Raw genomic sequence first — 18,774 nt, forward strand, 5'->3', positions numbered from 1 at the left:
TCTCCGCAGCTGACGCATCCGCCGTGGACAAGGCAGACTGACGTAGTTGCTCACAGGGTCTGGGGGGAGTCGGCGATGGACGGTGTACCGCGGGTGCCGGAGCAGAGGCGTGCCGGCTACTCGGCGGAGCCCGCCGCGCTGCGCTTCGCCGTGCTCGGTCCGGTACGGGCCCGGCGCGGCGAGGAGGCCGTCGCCACCGGCTCCCCGCAGCAACGCGCCCTGCTCGCCGCCCTGCTGCTGCGCGAGGGCCGCACCGCGACCGCCGCCGAGCTCATCGACGCCCTGTGGGGCGAGGAGCCGCCGTCGCAGGCGCTGGCGGCGCTGCGGACGTACGCCTCCCGGCTGCGCAAGGTGCTGGACGCCGGGGTCCTGGTCAGCGAGTCGGGCGGGTACGCGGTGCGCGGGCTCGGCGAGGGGGCGCTGGATCTGGCGGTGGCGCAGGAGCTGGCGGCCGAGGCGGAGAAGGCGCGCGCCGCCGGGGACCTGTGCGGTGCGCGCGCCGCGCTGGACCGGGCCCTCTCGCTGTGGGACGGCGAGGCGCTGGCGGGGGTGCCGGGCCCGTACGCGGAGGCGCAGCGGGTCCGCCTGGAGGAGTGGCGGCTGCGGCTGCTGGAGTCCCGGCTGGAGATGGACCTGGAGCAGGGCTGCCACGCGGAGGCCGTGTCGGAGCTGACCGCCCTGACCGCCGAGCACCCGCTGCGCGAGCGGCTGCGCGAGCTGCTGATGCTGGCGCTGTACCGCAGCGGCCGGCAGGCGGAGGCCCTGGCCGTCTACACCGACACCCGGCAGCTGCTCGCCGACGAGCTGGGCGTGGACCCGCGGCCGGGCCTGCGGGAACTGCAGCGCCGGATCCTCGAGGCGGACCCGGGCCTCGCGGAGCCGCCCTCCCCGGCGGCCGAACCGGCCCCCGCCCCCGTCCGGCCCGCGCAGCTCCCCGCGACCGTGCCGGACTTCACCGGCCGCTCGGCCTTCGTGGCCGAGCTGGGCGAGCGGCTGGCCTCGGCCGAGGGGCGCGTCATGGCCGTCTCGGCGGTCGCGGGCATCGGCGGCGTGGGCAAGACGACGCTGGCCGTGCACGTCGCCCACCAGGCCCGGGCCGCCTTCCCGGACGGGCAGCTCTACGTCGACCTGCAGGGCGCGGGCGCGAGTTCGGCGGAGCCGGAGACGGTGCTCGGCTCCTTCCTGCGCGCGCTGGGCACGGCGGACTCGGCGGTCCCGGACTCCCTCGAGGAGCGCGCGGCGCTGTACCGCTCGGTCCTGGACGGCCGCCGGGTGCTGGTGCTGCTGGACAACGCCCGGGACGCCGCCCAGGTGCGGCCCCTGCTGCCCGGCACGGAGGGCTGCGCGGCCCTGGTGACCTCGCGGGTGCGGATGGTCGACCTGGCCGGCGCGCACCTGGTGGACCTGGACGTGATGTCGCCGGAGGAGGCGCTGTCGCTGTTCACGAAGATCGTCGGCGAGGAGCGGGTGGCGTCCGAGCGCACGGCCGCTCTCGACGTGGTCGCCGCCTGCGGCTTCCTCCCGCTGGCCATCCGCATCGCGGCCTCCCGCCTGGCGGCCCGCCGCACCTGGACCGTCTCCGTCCTGGCCGCGAAACTGGCGGACGAGCGCCGCCGCCTGGACGAGCTGCAGGCCGGCGACCTCGCGGTCAAGGCGACCTTCGAACTCGGCTACGGCGCGCTGGAGCCGCCCCAGGCCCGGGCGTTCCGGCTGCTGGGCCTCGCGGACGGCCCGGACATCTCGCTGGCGGCGGCCGCCGCGGTCCTGGACCTGCCGCCGGAGGAGACGGAGGACCTCCTGGAGTCCCTCGTCGACACCTCGCTGCTGGAGTCGGCGGCGCCCGGCCGCTACCGCTACCACGACCTGGTCCGCCTCTACGCGCGTGCGTGCGCCGAGCGGGACGAGTGGCCGCCGGGGGAGCGGGACGCGGCGCTGTCCCGCCTGCTGGACTTCTACCTGGCCACGGCGGCCGGGGTGTACGCGACGGAGCGGCCGGGCGACCGGCTGGTGGACCACCTTCAGCCGACCGCGTATCCGGGGCTGGCCTTCGCCGACCGGCACGCGGCGCAGGACTGGCTGTACGCGGAGGCGGTCTGCCTGCTGGCCTGCGTCGCGCAGTGCGCGGGCGGCCCCGAGACTCTTGCCCGCGCCATCGACCTGCTCTGGTCCGCGCACGACCTGTCCGAGTCGGGCGCCAACTCCAAGGGGTACGAGGCGACCGCCGAGGCCCTGCTGGAGTCGGCCCGGCGGCACGGCGATCCCCGGGCCGAGGCACGCGCCCTGACCACGCTGGTCAACGTCCACCACGTCAGCGGCCGTTTCGAGCAGGCGGGCCGGGAGGCCGAGCGCGCCACCCTCCTCGCGCGGGAGGCGGGCGACCTCCTGCCGGTCTGCTGGGCGGCCAACGCGCTCGGCATCATCGCGCTCTACCAGAGCCGCCACCAGGACGGCGAGGAGCACCTCTCGCAGGCCATCGAGCACTTCCGCACGCTGGGCGACCGCCCCGGCGAGGCCAGTGCCCTGTGCAACCTCTCCCGCATCCACCTCGCCACCGGGCGGACGGGCAGCGCCGTCGCCCTCGCCCGGCAGGGCATCGAGATCTACGACGCCATGGGCAACTCCCTGCGGGGCGCCAACGCCCGGTACGCGCTCGGCCTGGCGCTCACCCAGAGCGGCGAGCTGGACTCCGCCGCCGAGCGGCTGCACGAGGCGCTGGAGGTCTTCCGGGACAGCCGCCAGCGCCTGTGGGAGGGCATGAGCCTGTTCCGCCTGGCCGAGGTCGACCTCGCCGCCCGGCGCCCCGCGCAGGCCGCGGCCGGTGCCGAGATGGCGCTGACCGTGCTGCGCGGCATCGGCGGCGAGTGGCGCCGGGGCAACGTCCTGACCGTCCTCGGCCGCGCCCTGAGCGGCATCGGCCAGACCGGCCGCGCACAGGTCTGCTGGCGGGAGGCCGAGGGGATCTACGAGGAGCTGGGCTCGCCCGAGGTCACGGAGGTGCGGGCCCTGCTGGCGCCCGTGCGGGCGGCCTGACGGGCCCGGCCGAGGCGTTCATCGTTCGTTTATCGCCCCGCGCCATGCTGGACGCAGTCGATCCGTCGCGTCGGGGGGCAGACGGGTCACTGCTGAGGGGCCTTCGCCGGGAACCGGTGTGAGCGCCCCTGAAGGGCCCGTCCGGCCACCCTCGGGGGAGTGACCGGGCGGGCCCTGCCGATCCGTCCATGACATCCGTCCCGAAGGGGAGTTGACGATGAGCGACCAGCTCGAACCGGCAGACCTGCACGCCACGAGCACCACCGACGGCGAGGTGACGACCCAGGACCTGCACGCCACGGACGAGCCCGTGACGACCGACGACCTGCACGCCACCGACGAGCCCGTCGAGACCAAGGACCTGCACGCCACCTCGGAGCCGTTCAGGCCGGCCGAGTAGGGCTGTCCGCACGGGGGCGGACCGCGGCGGCACGGAGGGGAGCCGCCGCGGTCTTCGCCCGTCCGGGGCCCGGGCCCCGTCCGAGCGGGTCCGGCGAAGCCGGCTGCGGTCCGGCGGGGGCGCGGGGAACTGCGCGACCGGCCACGACGGCGCCGCGGACGGACGACGGCCCGGCACCGTACATCCGGCGGAGCGCTCAGCGGCTGCGGCTCCGCAGCTCGCCCTTGACCACCTTCCCGCTCGCGTTGCGCGGCAGCTCCGTCAGGAACTCCACCTGCCGCGGCACCTTGTAGTTGGCCATCTCCCGCCGCGCCCACGCGATCAGGTCGTCGCCCGTGAGCACGGCGCCGGCCCGCCGCACGACGTAGGCCTTGCCGACCTCGCCCAGCCGCGCGTCGGGTACGCCGACGACCGCGACGTCGGCCACCGCCGGGTGCAGGCCGAGCAGTTGCTCTATCTCCGCGGGGTAGGCGTTGAAGCCGCCGACGACGAACATGTCCTTGATGCGGTCGGTGATGCGCAGGTTGCCGGCCTCGTCCAGCACGCCCACGTCCCCGGTGCGCAGCCAGCCGTCCTCCGTCACCGTCCGCTCGGTGGCCGCCGCGTCCTCGTAGTAGCCCCGCATGACGTTGAAGCCGCGCACCAGGACCTCGCCCGGCCGGCCCGGCGGTGCCGCCACCTTCACCTCCGTGCCCGGGATCGCCCGCCCGGACGTGGCGGCGATGACCGCCGGGGAGTCGCCGCGCCGGCACATCGTCACGATGCCGCTGGCCTCCGATAGCCCGTAGGCCGTCAGGACCGTCTCCACGCCCAGCTCCCCGCGCAGCCGCTCCACCAGCCGCAGCGGCACCACCGCGGCGCCCGTCACCACCAGCCGCAGCGCCGAGAGGTCGTGGCTGTCGCGGGCGGGGTGGTCCAGCAGGGACTGGTGGAGGGTGGGCGGCCCCGGCAGCACCGAGACCCGTTCCGCCGCGATGTTCGCCAGCACCGTGCCGACGTCGAACACCGGCTGGGGGATCATCGTCGCCCCGCGCATCAGGCAGGCCAGGACCCCCGCCTTGTAGCCGAAGGTGTGGAAGAAGGGGTTCACGATCAGATAGCGGTCGCCGCGCCCGAGCCCCGCGAGCTCGCACCAGATCTCGTACGCCCTGAGCGTCTGCGCGTGCGTGATCACCGCGCCCTTGGGGCGGCCCGTCGTACCGGACGTGAAGACGATGTCCGACGGCAGGGACCCGTCCACCGCCGCCGCGCGCGCCCGCACCCGCGCCCCGCTCACCGCGTCCCCGCCGGCCAGGAACTCCTTCCAGGTACGGAAGTCGGCGGGCGCGTCGTCGGAGAGCACCACCACCTGCTCCAGGGCCGGCAGCCCCGGCCCCCGGGCGATCTCCCGCCGCAGCGACGCCACGTACGACGTGCCCAGGAACGTGCCGGTGACGAAGAGCAGCCGCGTCCCGCTGCGGCGCAGCACATCGGCCGCCTCCCTGCCCTTGAAGCGGGTGTTCAGCGGCACCAGCACCGCGCCGGCGGACACCGCGCCGAGCGCCGCCACGATCCAGTCCAGCGAGTTCGGGGCCCAGACGGCGACCCGGTCGCCCGGCTCGATCCCGGAGGCCACGCAGGCCGCCGCCGACCGCTCGACGCGGGCGCCGAGTTCGGCGTACGAGATCCTCGTGCGCCCCTCCACCACCGCCTCGACGTCCGCGTACCGCCCGGCCGCGGACCGGACGAGCCCCGGAATGCTCTCCCACTCCAAGTCACCGCGCACCACAGCCTCCCACCCACTAGCTGACTACCCGTCAGATTAGCGGTAGCCTGACGCTCTGTCAGCAGCCGCTTCGGCATGCGGAGGTACGCGCAGCATGACGTCAGGCATCGGGCTCAAGGACGCCACCGCGATCGTCGGTATCGGGCAGACGCCCTTCGCCAGGAGCCTTCCGGAGGACGAGAGGACGCTGGCCTGCCGTGCCGTCCTCGCCGCCCTGGACGACGCCGGCATCGCCCCCGGCGAGGTCGACGCCCTCGCCTCCTACACCATGGAGGAGACGGACGAGGTCGAGCTGGCGAAGGCCGTCGGCCTCGGTGACCTCACCTTCTTCAGCAAGGTTGGCTACGGCGGCGGCGGTTCGTGCGCCACCGTCGCGCATCTGGCCGCCGCCATCGCCGCCGGCCAGGCGAGCGTCGGCGTCGCCTGGCGCTCCCGCAAGCGCGGCAGCGGGCCCCGGCCCTGGCGCAACACCACCGTCCAGCTGCCCACGCCCGCCCAGTGGACCCGGCCCTTCGGCCTGCTGCGGCCGGTCGACGAGATCGCCATGCTCGCCCGGCGCTACATGCACGAGTTCGGCGCCACCCGGGACCACCTGTTCAACGTCGCCCTCGCCTGCCGCAACCGGGCGAACCAGAACCCCGCCGCGATCATGTACGAACGGCCCCTGACCCGGGAGATGTACATGACCTCCCGCTGGATCAGCGAACCGCTCTGCCTGTTCGACAACTGCCTGGAGACGGACGGGGCGCTGGCCTGCGTGGTGGTCTCCGCGGAGCGGGCGCGCGACTGCCGCCGGGCCCCCGTCTACGTCCACTCCGCCGCCCAGGGCCTGCCCGCCCAGCACCACGGCATGGTCAACTACTGGAACGACGACCCCCTCACCGGTCCCGCCTGGGCCGCCGCCCGGCACCTGTGGAAACACGCCGACCTCACGCCGCAGGACGTGGACGTCGCCCAGATCTACGACGCGTTCACGGCGCTCATACCGCTCTCCCTGGAGGGCTACGGCTTCTGCGGCCGGGGCGAGGGCGGCGCGTTCACCGAGCAGGGCGCCCTGGAGATCGGCGGGCGGCTGCCGGTGAACACCGGGGGCGGCGGGCTCAGCGAGGCCTACGTCCACGGGTTCAACCTCATCAACGAGGGCGTCAAGCAGCTGCGCGGCACCAGCACCGCGCAGGTGCCCGGCGCCGCGACCTGCCTCGTCACCGCCGGCGAGGGCGTCCCCACCTCCGCGCTGCTGTTGAGGAGTTGATCCACGGTGCTCTCCCCCGTCACCGACACCGACGGCGCCCCCTTCTGGGAGTACGCGCGCCGGGGCGAACTCCGCGTCCAGGCCTGCGCCTCCTGCGGGGAGCCGCGCTTTCCGCCCCGCCCGTGCTGCCCGCACTGCCAGTCCTTCGACAGCGACTGGCGCGGGGTCTCGGGCCAGGGCCGCGTCTGGTCCTACGTCGTCCCGCACCCGCCCCTTCTGCCCGGCTACGCCGAGCAGGCGCCGTACAACGTCGTCGTCGTCGAGCTCGCCGAGGCGCCGCGCGTCCGGCTGGTCGGCAACGTGGTCGCCGAGGCCGGCGCGCGCCTCGACTCCGTCTCCCCCGAGCGCATCCGCATCGGCGCCCGGGTGCAGGCCGTGTTCGGCCCGGACGGGCTGCCGCGGTGGGTCCTGGAGCGCTCATGACCACGGCCGTGCGGCTCACCGCCGACCAGGAGACCGGCGTCGCGGTCGTCACCCTGGACCGCCCCGGCCGGCTCAACGCCATCGACCTGACGATGCGGGACGAGCTGCGCCAGGTCTGGCGGGAGCTGCGGTTCGACGACTCGGTACGGGCCGTCGTCCTGACCGGCGCCGGTGAGCGGGCGTTCTGCACCGGCCTGGACCGGGACACCGCCGTGGCGCAGCCCGGCTCCCCCTACATGGCGGACGACCCGCTGCTGCGCGTCGGCCCGAAGTCCAACGACCTGTGGAAGCCGGTGATCGCCGCCGTCCGCGGCATGGCCTGCGGGGGCGCCTTCTACCTGCTCGGCGAGTGCGACTTCCTGGTCGCCGACACCACCGCCTCGTTCTTCGACCCGCACACCTCCTACGGCATGGTCAGCGCCTACGAGTCCGTGCTCATGGCGCTGCGGATGCCGTACGGGGAGGCCGCCCGGATGATGCTCATGGGCACGGCGGAACGGATCTCCGCACGGCGCGCCCACGACATCGGCCTCGTCTCCGAACTCACCGGGCCCGGCGAGGCGCTGGCGGCGGCGACCGCGTGCGCGGCCGTGCTCGCCGGCGCTCCGCCCGCGGGCGTGCAGGGCACCGTCCGCGCCCTGTGGTCCGCCCGCGAGCCGGCGCTGCACGCCGGGTTCGCCCAGGCGCCGCACCTGATCGCGCTGGGCAACCTGCCGGGCGAGCGGCAGGAGGAGCTGTTCGCGGGACGGCGCGGGACGTTCCGGACGCGCTGAGGCCGGCTCACCGGCCCGGCCGGCCCGGCCGGGTCGCGGTGGTCGACGCGGGCGGCGCCGCTGCGCCTACGACGAGCCGTCGTGGTCCTGCGCGCTGCTGCTGCAGCCGCCCCCGCTGCTCCCGTGATACCCGTGGCTCTTGCTGACGCCGTGGCGGCTGTGGCTGTGGCTGTGACCGGTGAACCCGGTCAGCGAGAGGACCACGAACGCCAGTACCGCCGTGAACTTGAACCTGCGCCCCCGTAGATGCATGCCCTCACCCTATCGCTCGCCTGTCACGATCATGTCACCGCGTGGCATCCGTCGCGCACCCGGCGTACCGTCTGCCTGGGGCGGCCGCCGCCCGGACCCTTCCGTGAACCCGTTCGACGGCCGTCACCCGACTCCCTACGCGGTGCGGGCGGTCCCGGTGCCCTTCTCCGCGTCCAGCGCGTACACGCAGCGGTCCTTGCTGCACGCGTACACGACGCCGTCCCTGACCACCGGCGAGCCGGTGATCTCGCCGCCGGTCGCGAGCTTCCAGCGCAACCGCCCGTCGTCGGCCTTGAGCGTGTACAGCAGGTGGTCGGTCGAGCCGAAGTGGATACGGCCCTCGGCCACCGCCGGGGCGCCCACGATGTCGCCGCCCGACTGAAAGCGCCACTTGGGCGTGCCGGTGACCGCGTCCAGGGTGTACAGCCCCTTGCCGCTGCCCACGTGGACGTGGCCCGCCGCCACCAGGACCGGCTCGGTCGACGCCCGGGACTCGGTGGCGATACGCCAGCGGTCGCGGCCGTCGGCGGCGTCGAGGGCGTAGACCGTGCCGAGGTAGTCGGCGAGGTAGACGCCACCGCCGGTCACCGCGGGGCCCGGCACGAAGGCGGGCGGGCTGAGGAAGACCGCCGGGGCCTCGAAGTGCCAGCGCACGCGGCCGCTCGCCACGTCGATCGCCACCACCCGGCTGCCCGCGCAGACGTAGACATGGCCGTCCGGCGCGTGGGTCAGCCGCAGCGGCACCCCGCCGCAGGAGGCCGCGTCGCCGATCGGGTACGACCAGCGCTCCTCGCCGGTACGGGCGTCCAGGGCGCGCAGCCGCGCGTCCTGCCAGACGTGGACCGTGCCGTCGTGGACGGCGGGCCCGGACTCGGGTGACTCGAAGTCGGTCTGGGCGCCGGTGAGCTCCCACAGCCGCTGCCCGTTCGAGGCCTCCCAGGCCTGCACGCCGCCGCCCCGCGTGCCGGTGACGACCGTGCCCCGGTCGGCCTGGAGGGAGTAGACCCAGGCGTCGGTGGACAGCCGCCACAGGTCCGCGCCCTCGCGGCAGTCCAGGGCGAACAGCGTGGGCCCGTCGGAGGCGTGGATCCGCCCGTCCGAGATCGCCATCGACCAGGCCACGTCCCGCGTCTTGAAGCGCCGCCGGCCGGTGGCCACGTCCAGGGCGTGCACCTCGAAGGAGGTGACGTAGACCAGGTCGCCGGCGACCGAGGGGGTGCCCCAGACGTCGTTCGACATGCGGAAGCGCCAGGGGCGCCAGCCCGCCGGGGTCTCGGGCGGCGCGGCCGGCGGCGCCGCCGGCACGACCGGGTCGGCGCCGTTGACGCCGGGGCGCGGCTTGGACCAGGAGCCCGCCAGCGCCGCCTCGGGAGGGGGCGCCTGCACGGCGGCGGCCCGCACGTCGGAGACCCGGGGTCCGGGCCCGATGGGCACCTGGGCGCCGGCCAGCCGGACCGGGCCGGTGTCGGGGGTGCCGACGGGGCCCGGCACCACGGGGTCGTGCGGGGGCAGCGGCGGCACGGGGCCGGGCCGCGCGCCGGCCTCGCCGCGGCCGCCGGCCTGGGTGCCGGGCCGGGCCGCCGGGCGCCCGTTGCGCCGCCCCTCGATGAGGGCGACCGCCTTCTCCGGCAGCCAGGCCGACGCCGTACCGCTGTCGTCGGAGCCCGAGCCGAAGAGGTGGGGGGCCAGCTGGGCCTGGAGGTCGGCCGGGTTGGGGCGGGCCGTGGCCTCCATCTGCATGCAGGACTCGATCAGCGGGCGCAGCTCCTCCGGCAGGCCCTCCAGGTCCGGGCCCTCCCTGAGCAGCATGAAGACCGTCTCGACCGGATTGGCGCCGTGGAAGGGCGGATGCCCGGTGGCGGCGAAGACGAGCATCGAGCCGAGCGAGAAGACGTCGCTCGCGCCGGTCACGCTGCGCGAGTCCTTGGCCTGCTCCGGCGACATGTAGGCGGGCGTGCCCACCGCCACGTTCGTCATCGTCAGACGTGTGTTCGAGACGCCGGAGGCGATACCGAAGTCGATGACCCGGGGGCCGTCCTCCACGACGAGCACGTTCGACGGCTTCAGGTCCCGGTGCACCAGGCCGGCACCGTGGATCGACTGCAGCGCCTCGGCCACCCCGGCCGCCAGCCAGCGCACCGCCTGGGCCGGCAGCGGCCCGCAGTCGTTCACTATCTCCTCGAGGGAGGGCGCGGGGACGTAGGCGGTGGCCAGCCACGGCACGGCGGCACGGGCGTCGGCGTCGACCACGGCCGCCGTGTAGAAGCCGGAGACCGCGCGGGCGGCCTCGACCTCGCGCGAGAAGCGGACGCGGAACAGCTGGTCCTCGGCGAGCTCCGTGCGGACGGTCTTGATCGCCACCCGCCGGCCGGACGCCGAGCGCGCGAGATAGACCAGCCCCATGCCGCCGGCACCGAGCCGTCCCAGCACCTCGAACGGTCCGATACGCCGCGGATCGTGCTGCGTCAGCTGATCCACCACTTGCCTGCCACCTCCCCGTACGGGCCGCGCCGCCCACCTTTGCACGCGACCCCGTGCAGCGTCTCACCACCGCACCGCCATGGCGGCACGCACCCCGATTCTTCCTGTCCGGGGCGCTGGTTGCGAACCCGGGGTGGAATCGGGATGTCTCACCCCAGAGCGGTACGTTTCACCGCTCGGTCTGCCCCCGCCGTTCCAGTACGGCGAACGACGCCCCCTGATTGTCGGTGACGACGGCCACCCTTCCGTACGACGTCTCGAATGGTGGCACCTGGGTCCGTCCACCGAGACGGCTCACCGTGGCGAGGACGGCCTCGCAGTCGTCGGCGCCGAAGTGGACCAGGAAGTGCGGCGGCATCTCGGCGGGGAAGACGTCCGAGAGGGGCGCCCGGCCGAAGTCGGGCTCGGCGTCCGGCCCGAACAGGGCCTCGTGGAAGAGCTCGCCGTAGAAGGCGTTGGCGGCCTCGGTGTCACGGGCGTAGAGCTCCACCCAGGCGAAGGCGCCGGTCTCGTGCCGCCTGCCGAAGCCCTGGTGGCCGCCGGGCTCCCAGAGGCCGAAGACGGCGCCCTCCGGGTCGGTGACCAGCGCCGCCGTGCCCAGCTCCGCGAGCGGCACGGGCGCCGTCACGACCTGCCCGCCGGCGGCGTGGATCCGGTCGGCCAGCCCCTCGGCGTCCGGTGTGGCGAAGTACACCGTCCACACGGTCGGCAGCCGCCCGTCCGTCTTGCGCGCGAGCCCGGCCACCGCCTCGCCCTCGCGCCGGGCCCAGCAGGAGCCGGGCACCTCGGGCCGGTCCTCGAAGGTCCATCCGAAGAGCTCACCGTAGAACCGCCTGCCCGCCTCCACGTCGGGGAGCTGGGCGTCCACCCAGCACGGAACGCCCTCTGTGTACGCGGCTGCCCTGTTTTCGGCCATAGCGCCAAAGTAGCCGTGCCGCACGCGACGCGCAGACCAGGCACACCCGCCTCCGCGTACTCATGCACCCCATTTGCAGTCGGCCGAATCGCGCTCCGATCACCCCTCGGTAAGCTGACGACATGACAGGACAAGTGCGTACCGTCGACGGCCGTGTGGCCGGCCGGCGTGGGCAGGCGACCCGGCAGAAGCTGCTCGACTGCCTCAGCGAGATGCTCAGCTCCTCACCCTACCGGGACGTCAAAGTCATCGATGTCGCCCGGAAGGCGGGCACTTCGCCCGCGACCTTCTACCAGTACTTCCCGGACGTCGAGGGCGCCGTCCTGGAGATCGCCGAGCAAATGGCCACCGAGGGCGCCGGGTTGACCGAACTGCTCGAGGGCCGGTCCTGGGTCGGCAAGGCCGGCTGGCAGACCGCGCAGGAACTCGTGGACGGCTTCCTGGAGTTCTGGCGCAGGAACGACGCGATCCTGCGGGTGGTCGACCTCGGCGCGGCCGAGGGCGACAAACGGTTCTACAAGATCCGCATGAAGATCCTGAACTCCGTGAACAACTCCCTCGCGGATTCGGTCGCCGAACTCCAGTCCAGGGGCCGCGTCGACAAGGACGTGAACCCGGCCGCGGTGGCCGGTTCGCTGGTCGCGATGCTCGCGGCCGTCGCCTCGCACCAGAAGGGCTTCCAGACGTGGGGCGTCAAGCAGGCCGAACTCAGGCCGAACCTCGCGCTGTTGGTCCATCTGGGCGTGACCGGCAAGAAGCCGACGAGATGACGGCGTGACCCGATAGCGTTGTCCCGTCGTCCCTTCCGGCCTTATCTCTTCTTCCCGTATCCAGGCCCCAAGTCCTGTCTGGCAGGCGGTGGTCCACGGCACGTCCGTGGAGCGCCGCCTGTCGTGCTGTCCGCCGCTACGACGGCCGCCGCGTGAGCCGGAAGACGCGCAGTTCCCGGTCCACCCGCTCCTGGTAGACCGCGTACGGCGGCCAGAGGACGAGCAGCCTCTCCCAGGCGACCGCCCGCTCCGCACCCGCCAGCAGCCGGGCGCGGACGGGGATGTCGGCACCCTTGAAGCTGATCTCGGCGTCGGGGTGGGCGAGCAGGTTGCCGGTCCAGGCCGGGTGCTCCCTGCGGCCGTAGTTGGACCCCACCACGAGCCAGCCGCCGTCCTCCTCGGGCAGGCACGCGAGGGGGGTGTGCCGCGGCAGTCCGCTCCGCGCCCCGGTCGAGGTCAGGATCGCGCCCGGCAGCATCAGCGCGCTGAGCAGCACCCTGCCGCGGGTGAGGCGGTGGACCGCGCGGTCCACCGCCGGGACCACGTGCGGGGCCAGCTTGAGGAAGCCCCGAGTGGTCGCCATCCGGCGCACCGCGCGCTCGCCGATCACACCGCCACCTCCCGGCCGGCGAAGAGCCGCGCGGTGTCCGCGGCGTGCGCCCGCAGCCGGTGCACCGGCCCGAACAGCAGGTCGTCGCCCGCGGCCCGCTTGAAGTACAGGTGGGCCTCGTGCTCCCAGGTGAACCCGATGCCGCCGTGCAACTGGATCCCCTCGGCCGCCGCGGTGCGCAGCGCCTCGAGCGCCTGCGCGAGGGCGAGCCCGCCCACCCGCTCCCCGCGGGCGGTGGCCCAGGCCGCGTAGTAGGCGGCCGACCGCGCCGCCTGCGCCTGCACGTACACGTCGGCCAGCCGGTGCTTGACCGCCTGGAAGGATCCGATCGGCCGCCCGAACTGCTCCCGCTGCCGCACGTACTCCACGGTCCGCTGCAGCGCCCGGTCGGCGGCCCCGACGGCCTCGCAGGCGAGGACCGCGGCGGCCGTGTCCCCGGCGCGGGCCAGCGCCCCGAGCACGTCGGCGCCGTCCTCCCCCAGCAACTCGGCCTCGGTGTCCCGCAGTTGCAGACGCCCCTGGGACCGGGTGGCGTCCAGCGCCGTCTGCCGTGTCCGCACGAGTGCCGCCGCGTCCCCCGGCACGAGGAAGAGCAGGGTGCGGGACCGGGCGAAGCCCCCGGTGTGCGCGGCGACCAGCAGCAGGCCCGCGCTGTGCCCGTCGAGCACCTGCTCGGCCTGCCCGTACAGCCGCCACCCCTGCCCCGCACGCCGGGCCTGCACGCCGCCGGCCCGGCCGCCGCCGGCCCACTCCCCGCCGTTGTCACCGGTCAGGGCGAGGGCGGTGGCGAGGGCGGTGCCGGGGACCGCGAGCGCGGCGGTGAGGGTCCCCGAGGCCAGCCGGGGCAGCAGCTCGGCGCGCTGGGCCGCGGTGCCGAGGGCACGGATCAGGGGCGCGGCGAGGGCCGCGGTGGCGAGGAAGGGCGAGGGCGCGAGCGCACGGCCCGTCTCCTCCGCCGCCAGGGCGAGTTCGGTCACCGAGCAGCCGACGCCCCCGTACGCCTCCGGGAGGGCGAGTCCGGGCAGGCCGAGCCGGTCGGCGAGGGCCGCCCACAGCGCCGGGTCGTGTCCGGCCGGGGTGTCGAGGGCGGCGCGCAGCCGCTCGGGTCCGCAGCGCCTGTCGAGCAGTTCGCGCAGGGTACGGCGGATCTCGTCCTGCTCCGCGGTGAAGCCGGCGTCCATGGCCTTCCCCTCTTCCCTACGGATCTGACGGTCCGTCATATTAGGAGGGCCGAAGCGATATGCCCAGGGGCAGGAGGCCGCTCATGACTCGCGGGAGCCGGAACGTCGCCGTGGTGGGGGTGGCCCTCGCCGACTGCGGCCGGGTGGACGGGGCGACGCCGTACACCCTGCACGCCCAGGCGGCCCGCCGGGCGCTGGCCGACGCGGGGCTCGGCCGGGAGGCGGTGGACGGCCTCGCCTCCGCCGGGCTCGGCACGCTGGCGCCCGTGGAGGTGGCCGAGTACCTGGGCCTGCGCCCCACCTGGGTCGACTCCACCTCCGTGGGCGGCTCCACCTGGGAGGTCATGGCGGCGCACGCGGCGGACGCGATAGCGGCCGGGCACGCGAACGCCGTGCTCCTGGTCTACGGCTCCACGGCCCGCGCGGACGTCAAGGCGGGCCGGCGCACCGGGACCCTGTCCTTCGGCGCCCGCGGCCCGCTGCAGTTCGAGGTGCCCTACGGTCACACGCTGATCGCCAAGTACGCCATGGCGGCCCGCCGCCACATGATCGAACACGGCACGACGATCGAGCAGCTGGCCGAGGTCGCGGTGCAGGCGCGGGCGAACGCCGCCCTCAACCCGGACGCCGTGTTCCGCGACCCGGTCACGGTCGAGGACGTGCTGTCCGGCCCGATGATCGCGGACCCCTTCACCCGGCTGCACTGCTGCATCCGCTCCGACGGCGGGGCGGCGGTGCTGCTCGCGGCCGAGGAGTACGTACGGGACTGCCGTACCGCCCCGGTCTGGGTGCTCGGCACCGGGGAGCACGTCTCGCACGCCGCGATGTCCGAGTGGCCGGACTTCACGGTGTCCCCGGCGGCGGTGAGCGGACGGCTGGCGTTCGAGCGGGCGGGCGTGCGGCCCGGGGAGATGGACTTCGCGCAGATCTACGACGCCTTCACCTACATGACGCTGGTGACGCTGGAGGACCTGGGGTTCTGCGCGAAGGGGGAGGGCGGGGCGTTCGTGGAGAAGGGCCGGCTCCGGGTCGGGGGCGGGGAGCTGCCGGTGAACACGGACGGGGGCGGCCTTTCGGCCCAGCACCCCGGGATGCGGGGCCTGTTCCTGCTGGTGGAGGCGGTGCGGCAACTGCGGGGGGAGGCCGGGGCGCGGCAGGTGCGGGCGCGCGACGGGGCGCTGCCGCGGCTGGGCGTGGCGTCCGGCACCGGCGGCTGGTTCTGCTCCTCGGGGACGGTGGTGCTGGGGCGGTGAGGCAGCAGGCCGGCCTCCGGGTAGACGTACTGCGCACACCGTTGGCGCACGAAGGACAGGAGGGAACCGACATGGCCCTGAACCGCGAAGAACGCGAGGCGTTTCTCGCCGAACCGCACGTCGCCGCCCTGGCGGTGGCCGCGGGGGACGGACGCGCCCCGCTCACCGTGCCGATCTGGTACCAGTACGAGCCGGGCGGCGGCGTGTGGATCATGACGGGCCGGGAGTCCCGCAAGAACGAGCTGATCAGCGCCGCGGGCCGGTTCTGCCTCATGGTCGACCGGCTGGAGCCGACGATCCGGTACGTCTCCGTGGAGGGCCCGGTGACGGCGACCGAGCCCGCCACCGTGGAGCAGCTGCGGGAGCTGTCCGCACGCTACCTCCCCGCCGGGAAGGTCGACGGGTACGTGGACTTCGCGTGGAAGAACCACGGCGAGCAGGTCGTCGTGCGGATGCGGCCCGAGCGCTGGGTGTCGTCGGACCTCGGCACGGTCTGAGCCGCGCCGCGCGTGACAATCGGGGCATGCGAACGGATCTGCACGAACTGCTGAGGTCGCTTCGGGTCTGGGACCCGGAGGTGACGACGCTGCCGTCCTTCGACCCGGCGGCCGCCCCCGCCGCCCCGCTGCCCCTGTTCACCACCTGGTTCGCGGAGGCGGTGGCGGCCGGGCAGCCGGAACCGCACACGATGTCGCTGGCCACGTCGGACGCGGCGGGCCTGCCGGACGTGCGGATCGTGATGCTGCACGGCGCGGACGACGACGGCTGGTCGTTCGCCACCCACGCGACCAGCCACAAGGGCGGCCAGCTGGCGGCCCGCCCCCATGCCGCCCTGGCCTTCTACTGGCCGGTGCTGGGCCGCCAGGTCCGCGTCCGCGGCCCCGTCACCGCGGCACCCGCGCGGGAGTCCCAGGGCGATCTGCACGCCCGCTCCACCGGCGCCCTGGCCGCCGCGCTGACCGGCCGCCAGAGCGAGGTCCTGGATTCGCCGGAGGAGCTCGCGCGGGCGTCGCGGTCGGCCTGGGAACGGGCCCGGCGGGAACCGGACGCACCGGCCCCGACCTGGACCCTCTACCGCCTGGCCCCGGACACGGTGGAGTTCTTCCAGGGCGAGGAACGCCGGCGGCACGTGCGGCTGAACTACCGCCGCGTGCGGGAGGGCTGGCGGCGGGAGCTGCTGTGGCCGTAGCGCGCCGCGGGGCCCGCGGGGCTCACGCGGTGAAGTCGTACACCGCGAAGTCCGCCACCGGCCGGTAGCCGATCCGCTGGTAGAGCGCGTTGCTGGTCGGGTTGGCGAGGTCGGTGAAGAGCAGCACCTCGTCCGCTCCGGCCGCCCGCGCGGCCCGGCTGACCTCGGCCGTGACCGCTCCGGCGTAGCCGCGGCCGCGCAGCGGGGCCGGCGTGTAGACGGGGGCCACGCGGATCTGCCCGGCGACCATCGGCGTGATGCCGGCCATGGAGAGCGGGCTGCCGTCGGCGTCCTCCCAGAGCGTGAGCCCGCCGGCGGCGATGCGCGCGTCGGCCCAGCTCTCCGCGCGCGGGGCCGCGCCCTCGCCGACGGCTTCCGCGAACTCGCGGTACCAGCGCACCAGTTGCCGCTTGTCGCGCTTCCCGGCCACCCTCGCCCGGCCGGACGGCCACGGCTGCGGAACCGTCAGCGTGCCCAGCCGGTAGAGCCGCTGGCGCTCGTGCGGCCTCGCCGTCCCGCCCGTCCGCCGCTGCCAGGCTCGGGCCAGCGCGGCGGCCGTGGCGGCCTCGCCGCAGACGCCCGGCAGCGGCCGGCCCGTGCCCGCCAGGTGGGCGGCGAGCGAGTCGGCCTCCTCGGGCGTGAGGGGCGTGACCTGCAGCCGGTAGGGAGGGGTGCGGAAGTAGGCCGCCCGGACCGTGCCCGCGTGCTCCAGCACGCCGAACCAGGGCGGCTGGTCGCCGTACGCGGCCGGTCCGCGCGTGCGCAGCGCCTCGGTCACGGTCAGCGGGACGGTGTGCAGGGCGGGCCGGGAGCGGAGGAACCGCCCTGCGCGAGCGAGGAATTCGGGCAGGTCGTCGATGAGGTGCCAGTCGTCGGGCCGCATGCCTCATGATCCCGCGCGCCGGCCCCGGGCGCCTGCGTATTTCGGAGCGCGGCCGGAGCCGCCCTCCCGTCCCGGAGCCGCTACGGGATCTCCGGCTCCGGATCCGTCGCCAGCCGCCCGTGCAGGTGGACGTCCCGGAAGGTGTCGTACCGTCCGGCCTCGAACATCGCGCCGCGCAGGGTTCCCTCGTAGCGGTACCCGCACCGCTCGGCGACCCGGCAGGAGACCTCGTGGCCGAGGGCGTGGCCGAGTTCGAGCCGGTGCAGTCCCAGGTCGGTCAGGGCCCAGCGGGAGGCCACGGCGAGGGCGCGGGCCGCGAGGCCGCGGCCCCGCGCCTCCGGCAGCACCCAGTAGCCGACGCGGGCGACGCTCAGAACGGTGTCGATGACGTTGACACCGACGTGCCCCAGCACCGCCCCGCTCCGGTCGTCGACGACGCAGTACGAGGCCGCGCTGCCCTCCTGCGTCAGCCGCACCTTCGCCCGCAGCGACTCCCGTGCGCCGCCGGCGTCGGTGACCGGCTTGAGCGGGGTGTTCCAGCGCCGGAACTCCGGGTCGGTGGTCCCGCGCAGCCAGGCCTCGACGTCGGCGTCGGACTCCGCGTCCCACCCGCGCAGGCGGATGCCGGGTCCGTGCAGCTCGGGCAGGGGGGCGGTGAGGTGCTCGTCGGTGGAGGCCACCGGCCCATTCAAACGCCTGCGGCCCGTGCGCGCACCCGCATTCCCCGCGTCAGCCGCGCGGACGGAAGACCGGCGTGCCCTCCCGGAACGCGACCTCCAGCTCCATCCCCGCCCGCAGCCCGCCGGCCCCCGGCTCCACGACCTCCGTCATCATCCGCGGCCCCTCCTCGAGGTCGACGACGGCGGCGACGTACGGTGTCCGCTCCCCGAAGGGCGGCAGGTCGTTGCGGTGCACGACGGACCAGGTGTAGAGCACGGCCCGGCCGCTCGCCCGCTCCCAGCGGACGTCCTCGCTCCAGCAGCAGGGGCAGAACTCCCGCGGGTAGTGGTGCGCCCGCCCGCACGCCCCGCACCGGCGGATCAGCAGCCGGCCCTCGGCCGCCGCGTCCCAGTACGTCCGTGTGAAGGCGTCGGCCTCCGGCACGTCGAACCGCGGACCGCTCATCCGAACAGCCCCAGTGCGCTGTCCAGCGACCAGGTCTGCCAGGCCATCGCGAACAGCCCGACCAGTGACATCAGGGCCATCATCGAGTTCTGGCCCTGCTCCGCCACCTCGTGGATCATGAGCGTGAAGTAGAGGACGTTCAGGAGCAGCCCGCCGGCCAGCGCGACGGGCGTCAGGAACCCGGCCACCAGCCCCAGGCCGATCGCCAGCTCCGCGTAGACCACCACGTACGCCATCGTCCGCGGCCGCGGCGCCACCATCACCTCGAAGCCGGACCGTACGGCGTTCCAGCGGTGCCTCGCCGCGATCGACGCCGCCCACGCGATGCCCGTCCCGCGCTCGAACCAGGCCTTCCTGTCCTTGTGCCGCCAGCTCTCCAGCCACCACAACCCGAGGCCGATGCGCAGCACGGCCAGCCACTCGGCGCCACTGAGCCAGATCGAGTCCATGAATCTGACGGTACGTCAGATC

The 18,774-nt window shown here is 74.7% G+C and carries 18 protein-coding genes and 1 pseudogene; 9 read left to right on the plus strand and 10 right to left on the minus strand.

The features are described 5' to 3' along the window. The first annotated feature begins 75 nt into the window (after positions 1 to 75). Both afsR and ACJ9NR_RS17240 read left to right on the plus strand, forming a co-directional pair. On the plus strand, positions 76 to 3,030 hold the full coding sequence (gene afsR / locus ACJ9NR_RS17235) for an SARP-family global regulator AfsR (RefSeq protein ID WP_412488448.1): 2,955 nt from the start codon (positions 76 to 78) through the stop codon (positions 3,028 to 3,030). 217 nt (positions 3,031 to 3,247) lie between these two features. After that, positions 3,248 to 3,430: a hypothetical protein gene (locus tag ACJ9NR_RS17240; protein WP_412488449.1), complete on the plus strand. Its 183-nt coding sequence runs from the start codon at positions 3,248 to 3,250 to the stop codon at positions 3,428 to 3,430. Between the two features lie 196 nt (positions 3,431 to 3,626). Here ACJ9NR_RS17240 and ACJ9NR_RS17245 read toward each other — a convergent pair whose 3' ends face one another. After that, the gene (locus ACJ9NR_RS17245) at positions 3,627 to 5,195 is read right to left on the minus strand and encodes a FadD3 family acyl-CoA ligase (RefSeq protein WP_412488450.1); all 1,569 of its coding nucleotides are present in this window, start codon (positions 5,193 to 5,195) and stop codon (positions 3,627 to 3,629) included. A gap of 94 nt (positions 5,196 to 5,289) precedes the next feature. Between ACJ9NR_RS17245 and ACJ9NR_RS17250 the strand changes: the two genes are divergently transcribed. From ACJ9NR_RS17250 to ACJ9NR_RS17260, 3 genes are read left to right on the plus strand one after another with little or no spacing between them, the layout of a single operon-like run. Next, the gene (locus tag ACJ9NR_RS17250; RefSeq protein WP_412488451.1) at positions 5,290 to 6,447 is read left to right on the plus strand and encodes a lipid-transfer protein; all 1,158 of its coding nucleotides are present in this window, start codon (positions 5,290 to 5,292) and stop codon (positions 6,445 to 6,447) included. Between the two features lie 6 nt (positions 6,448 to 6,453). Further along, complete coding sequence (locus ACJ9NR_RS17255) at positions 6,454 to 6,870, plus strand: Zn-ribbon domain-containing OB-fold protein (RefSeq protein ID WP_412488452.1); 417 nt, start codon at positions 6,454 to 6,456, stop codon at positions 6,868 to 6,870. Continuing rightward, positions 6,867 to 7,643 carry an enoyl-CoA hydratase/isomerase family protein gene (locus ACJ9NR_RS17260; protein WP_412488453.1) on the plus strand — a complete coding sequence of 259 codons (777 nt, stop codon included), beginning with the start codon at positions 6,867 to 6,869 and terminating at the stop codon, positions 7,641 to 7,643. The genes ACJ9NR_RS17255 and ACJ9NR_RS17260 overlap by 4 nt, the downstream gene beginning before the upstream one ends. A 69-nt stretch (positions 7,644 to 7,712) precedes the next feature. On the opposite strand, the pseudogene ACJ9NR_RS17265 reads toward ACJ9NR_RS17260, so the two are convergent. From ACJ9NR_RS17265 to kbpA, 3 genes and pseudogenes are all read right to left on the minus strand, one after another. Beyond that, positions 7,713 to 7,895: pseudogene (locus ACJ9NR_RS17265) on the minus strand (hypothetical protein); the annotation flags it as partial. Positions 7,896 to 8,030: 135 nt separating this feature from the next. Next, positions 8,031 to 10,376 (minus strand): outer membrane protein assembly factor BamB family protein, encoded by a 2,346-nt coding sequence (locus tag ACJ9NR_RS17270; protein WP_412488454.1) that lies wholly within the window; start codon positions 10,374 to 10,376, stop codon positions 8,031 to 8,033. Between the two features lie 169 nt (positions 10,377 to 10,545). Beyond that, positions 10,546 to 11,292, minus strand: coding sequence for an AfsK-binding protein KbpA (gene kbpA / locus ACJ9NR_RS17275; RefSeq protein ID WP_412488455.1), 747 nt, complete (start codon positions 11,290 to 11,292; stop codon positions 10,546 to 10,548). A gap of 134 nt (positions 11,293 to 11,426) precedes the next feature. On the opposite strand from kbpA, the gene ACJ9NR_RS17280 reads away from it, so the two are divergent. Continuing rightward, positions 11,427 to 12,062 (plus strand): TetR family transcriptional regulator, encoded by a 636-nt coding sequence (locus ACJ9NR_RS17280; protein ID WP_412488859.1) that lies wholly within the window; start codon positions 11,427 to 11,429, stop codon positions 12,060 to 12,062. Between the two features lie 136 nt (positions 12,063 to 12,198). On the opposite strand, the gene ACJ9NR_RS17285 is transcribed toward ACJ9NR_RS17280, so the two are convergent. Together ACJ9NR_RS17285 and ACJ9NR_RS17290 are read right to left on the minus strand one after the other, a co-directional pair. Then, positions 12,199 to 12,672, minus strand: coding sequence for a nitroreductase family deazaflavin-dependent oxidoreductase (locus ACJ9NR_RS17285; RefSeq protein ID WP_412488456.1), 474 nt, complete (start codon positions 12,670 to 12,672; stop codon positions 12,199 to 12,201). Then, entirely contained in the window at positions 12,669 to 13,853 is a 1,185-nt protein-coding gene (locus ACJ9NR_RS17290) for an acyl-CoA dehydrogenase family protein (RefSeq protein WP_412488457.1), read from the minus strand. Before ACJ9NR_RS17290 ends, ACJ9NR_RS17285 begins: the two co-directional genes overlap by 4 nt. 83 nt (positions 13,854 to 13,936) lie before the next feature. On the opposite strand from ACJ9NR_RS17290, the gene ACJ9NR_RS17295 reads away from it, so the two are divergent. The 3 genes from ACJ9NR_RS17295 (at position 13,937) to ACJ9NR_RS17305 (ending at position 16,295) form a co-directional block, all read left to right on the plus strand. Continuing rightward, positions 13,937 to 15,106, plus strand: a complete 1,170-nt coding sequence (locus ACJ9NR_RS17295; RefSeq protein WP_412488458.1) for a thiolase C-terminal domain-containing protein — start codon at positions 13,937 to 13,939, stop codon at positions 15,104 to 15,106. A gap of 71 nt (positions 15,107 to 15,177) precedes the next feature. Continuing rightward, positions 15,178 to 15,603: a pyridoxamine 5'-phosphate oxidase family protein gene (locus ACJ9NR_RS17300; RefSeq protein WP_412488459.1), complete on the plus strand. Its 426-nt coding sequence runs from the start codon at positions 15,178 to 15,180 to the stop codon at positions 15,601 to 15,603. 26 nt (positions 15,604 to 15,629) lie between these two features. Continuing rightward, positions 15,630 to 16,295: a pyridoxine/pyridoxamine 5'-phosphate oxidase gene (locus ACJ9NR_RS17305; protein WP_412488460.1), complete on the plus strand. Its 666-nt coding sequence runs from the start codon at positions 15,630 to 15,632 to the stop codon at positions 16,293 to 16,295. Positions 16,296 to 16,317: 22 nt separating this feature from the next. Here ACJ9NR_RS17305 and ACJ9NR_RS17310 read toward each other — a convergent pair whose 3' ends face one another. From ACJ9NR_RS17310 to ACJ9NR_RS17325, 4 genes are all read right to left on the minus strand, one after another. Then, positions 16,318 to 17,178, minus strand: a complete 861-nt coding sequence (locus tag ACJ9NR_RS17310; RefSeq protein ID WP_412488461.1) for a GNAT family N-acetyltransferase — start codon at positions 17,176 to 17,178, stop codon at positions 16,318 to 16,320. An 80-nt stretch (positions 17,179 to 17,258) separates the two neighbouring features. After that, the gene (locus ACJ9NR_RS17315) at positions 17,259 to 17,858 is read right to left on the minus strand and encodes a GNAT family N-acetyltransferase (RefSeq protein WP_412488462.1); all 600 of its coding nucleotides are present in this window, start codon (positions 17,856 to 17,858) and stop codon (positions 17,259 to 17,261) included. A 49-nt stretch (positions 17,859 to 17,907) separates the two neighbouring features. Continuing rightward, positions 17,908 to 18,303, minus strand: a complete 396-nt coding sequence (locus tag ACJ9NR_RS17320; protein ID WP_412488463.1) for a Zn-ribbon domain-containing OB-fold protein — start codon at positions 18,301 to 18,303, stop codon at positions 17,908 to 17,910. Continuing rightward, positions 18,300 to 18,752, minus strand: coding sequence for a DoxX family protein (locus ACJ9NR_RS17325; protein WP_412488464.1), 453 nt, complete (start codon positions 18,750 to 18,752; stop codon positions 18,300 to 18,302). The genes ACJ9NR_RS17320 and ACJ9NR_RS17325 overlap by 4 nt, the downstream gene beginning before the upstream one ends. Positions 18,753 to 18,774: the final 22 nt, after the last annotated feature.

The organism is Streptomyces sediminimaris (assembly GCF_047049295.1).
In the GTDB taxonomy this organism is placed as follows: Bacteria; Actinomycetota; Actinomycetes; order Streptomycetales; family Streptomycetaceae; genus Streptomyces; species Streptomyces sediminimaris.

Excerpts from the sequence above, each read along its gene's own strand:
- afsR (WP_412488448.1), top strand. The coding sequence starts at position 76 with ATGGACGGTGTACCGCGGGTGCCGGAGCAGAGGCGTGCCGGCTACTCG.
- ACJ9NR_RS17305 (WP_412488460.1), top strand. The coding sequence starts at position 15,630 with ATGCGAACGGATCTGCACGAACTGCTGAGGTCGCTTCGGGTCTGGGAC.
- ACJ9NR_RS17295 (WP_412488458.1), top strand. The coding sequence starts at position 13,937 with ATGACTCGCGGGAGCCGGAACGTCGCCGTGGTGGGGGTGGCCCTCGCC.
- ACJ9NR_RS17320 (WP_412488463.1), bottom strand. The coding sequence starts at position 18,303 with ATGAGCGGTCCGCGGTTCGACGTGCCGGAGGCCGACGCCTTCACACGG.
- ACJ9NR_RS17325 (WP_412488464.1), bottom strand. The coding sequence starts at position 18,752 with ATGGACTCGATCTGGCTCAGTGGCGCCGAGTGGCTGGCCGTGCTGCGC.
- ACJ9NR_RS17310 (WP_412488461.1), bottom strand. The coding sequence starts at position 17,178 with ATGCGGCCCGACGACTGGCACCTCATCGACGACCTGCCCGAATTCCTC.
- ACJ9NR_RS17290 (WP_412488457.1), bottom strand. The coding sequence starts at position 13,853 with ATGGACGCCGGCTTCACCGCGGAGCAGGACGAGATCCGCCGTACCCTG.
- ACJ9NR_RS17250 (WP_412488451.1), top strand. The coding sequence starts at position 5,290 with ATGACGTCAGGCATCGGGCTCAAGGACGCCACCGCGATCGTCGGTATC.
- ACJ9NR_RS17260 (WP_412488453.1), top strand. The coding sequence starts at position 6,867 with ATGACCACGGCCGTGCGGCTCACCGCCGACCAGGAGACCGGCGTCGCG.
- ACJ9NR_RS17300 (WP_412488459.1), top strand. The coding sequence starts at position 15,178 with ATGGCCCTGAACCGCGAAGAACGCGAGGCGTTTCTCGCCGAACCGCAC.
- kbpA (WP_412488455.1), bottom strand. The coding sequence starts at position 11,292 with ATGGCCGAAAACAGGGCAGCCGCGTACACAGAGGGCGTTCCGTGCTGG.
- ACJ9NR_RS17240 (WP_412488449.1), top strand. The coding sequence starts at position 3,248 with ATGAGCGACCAGCTCGAACCGGCAGACCTGCACGCCACGAGCACCACC.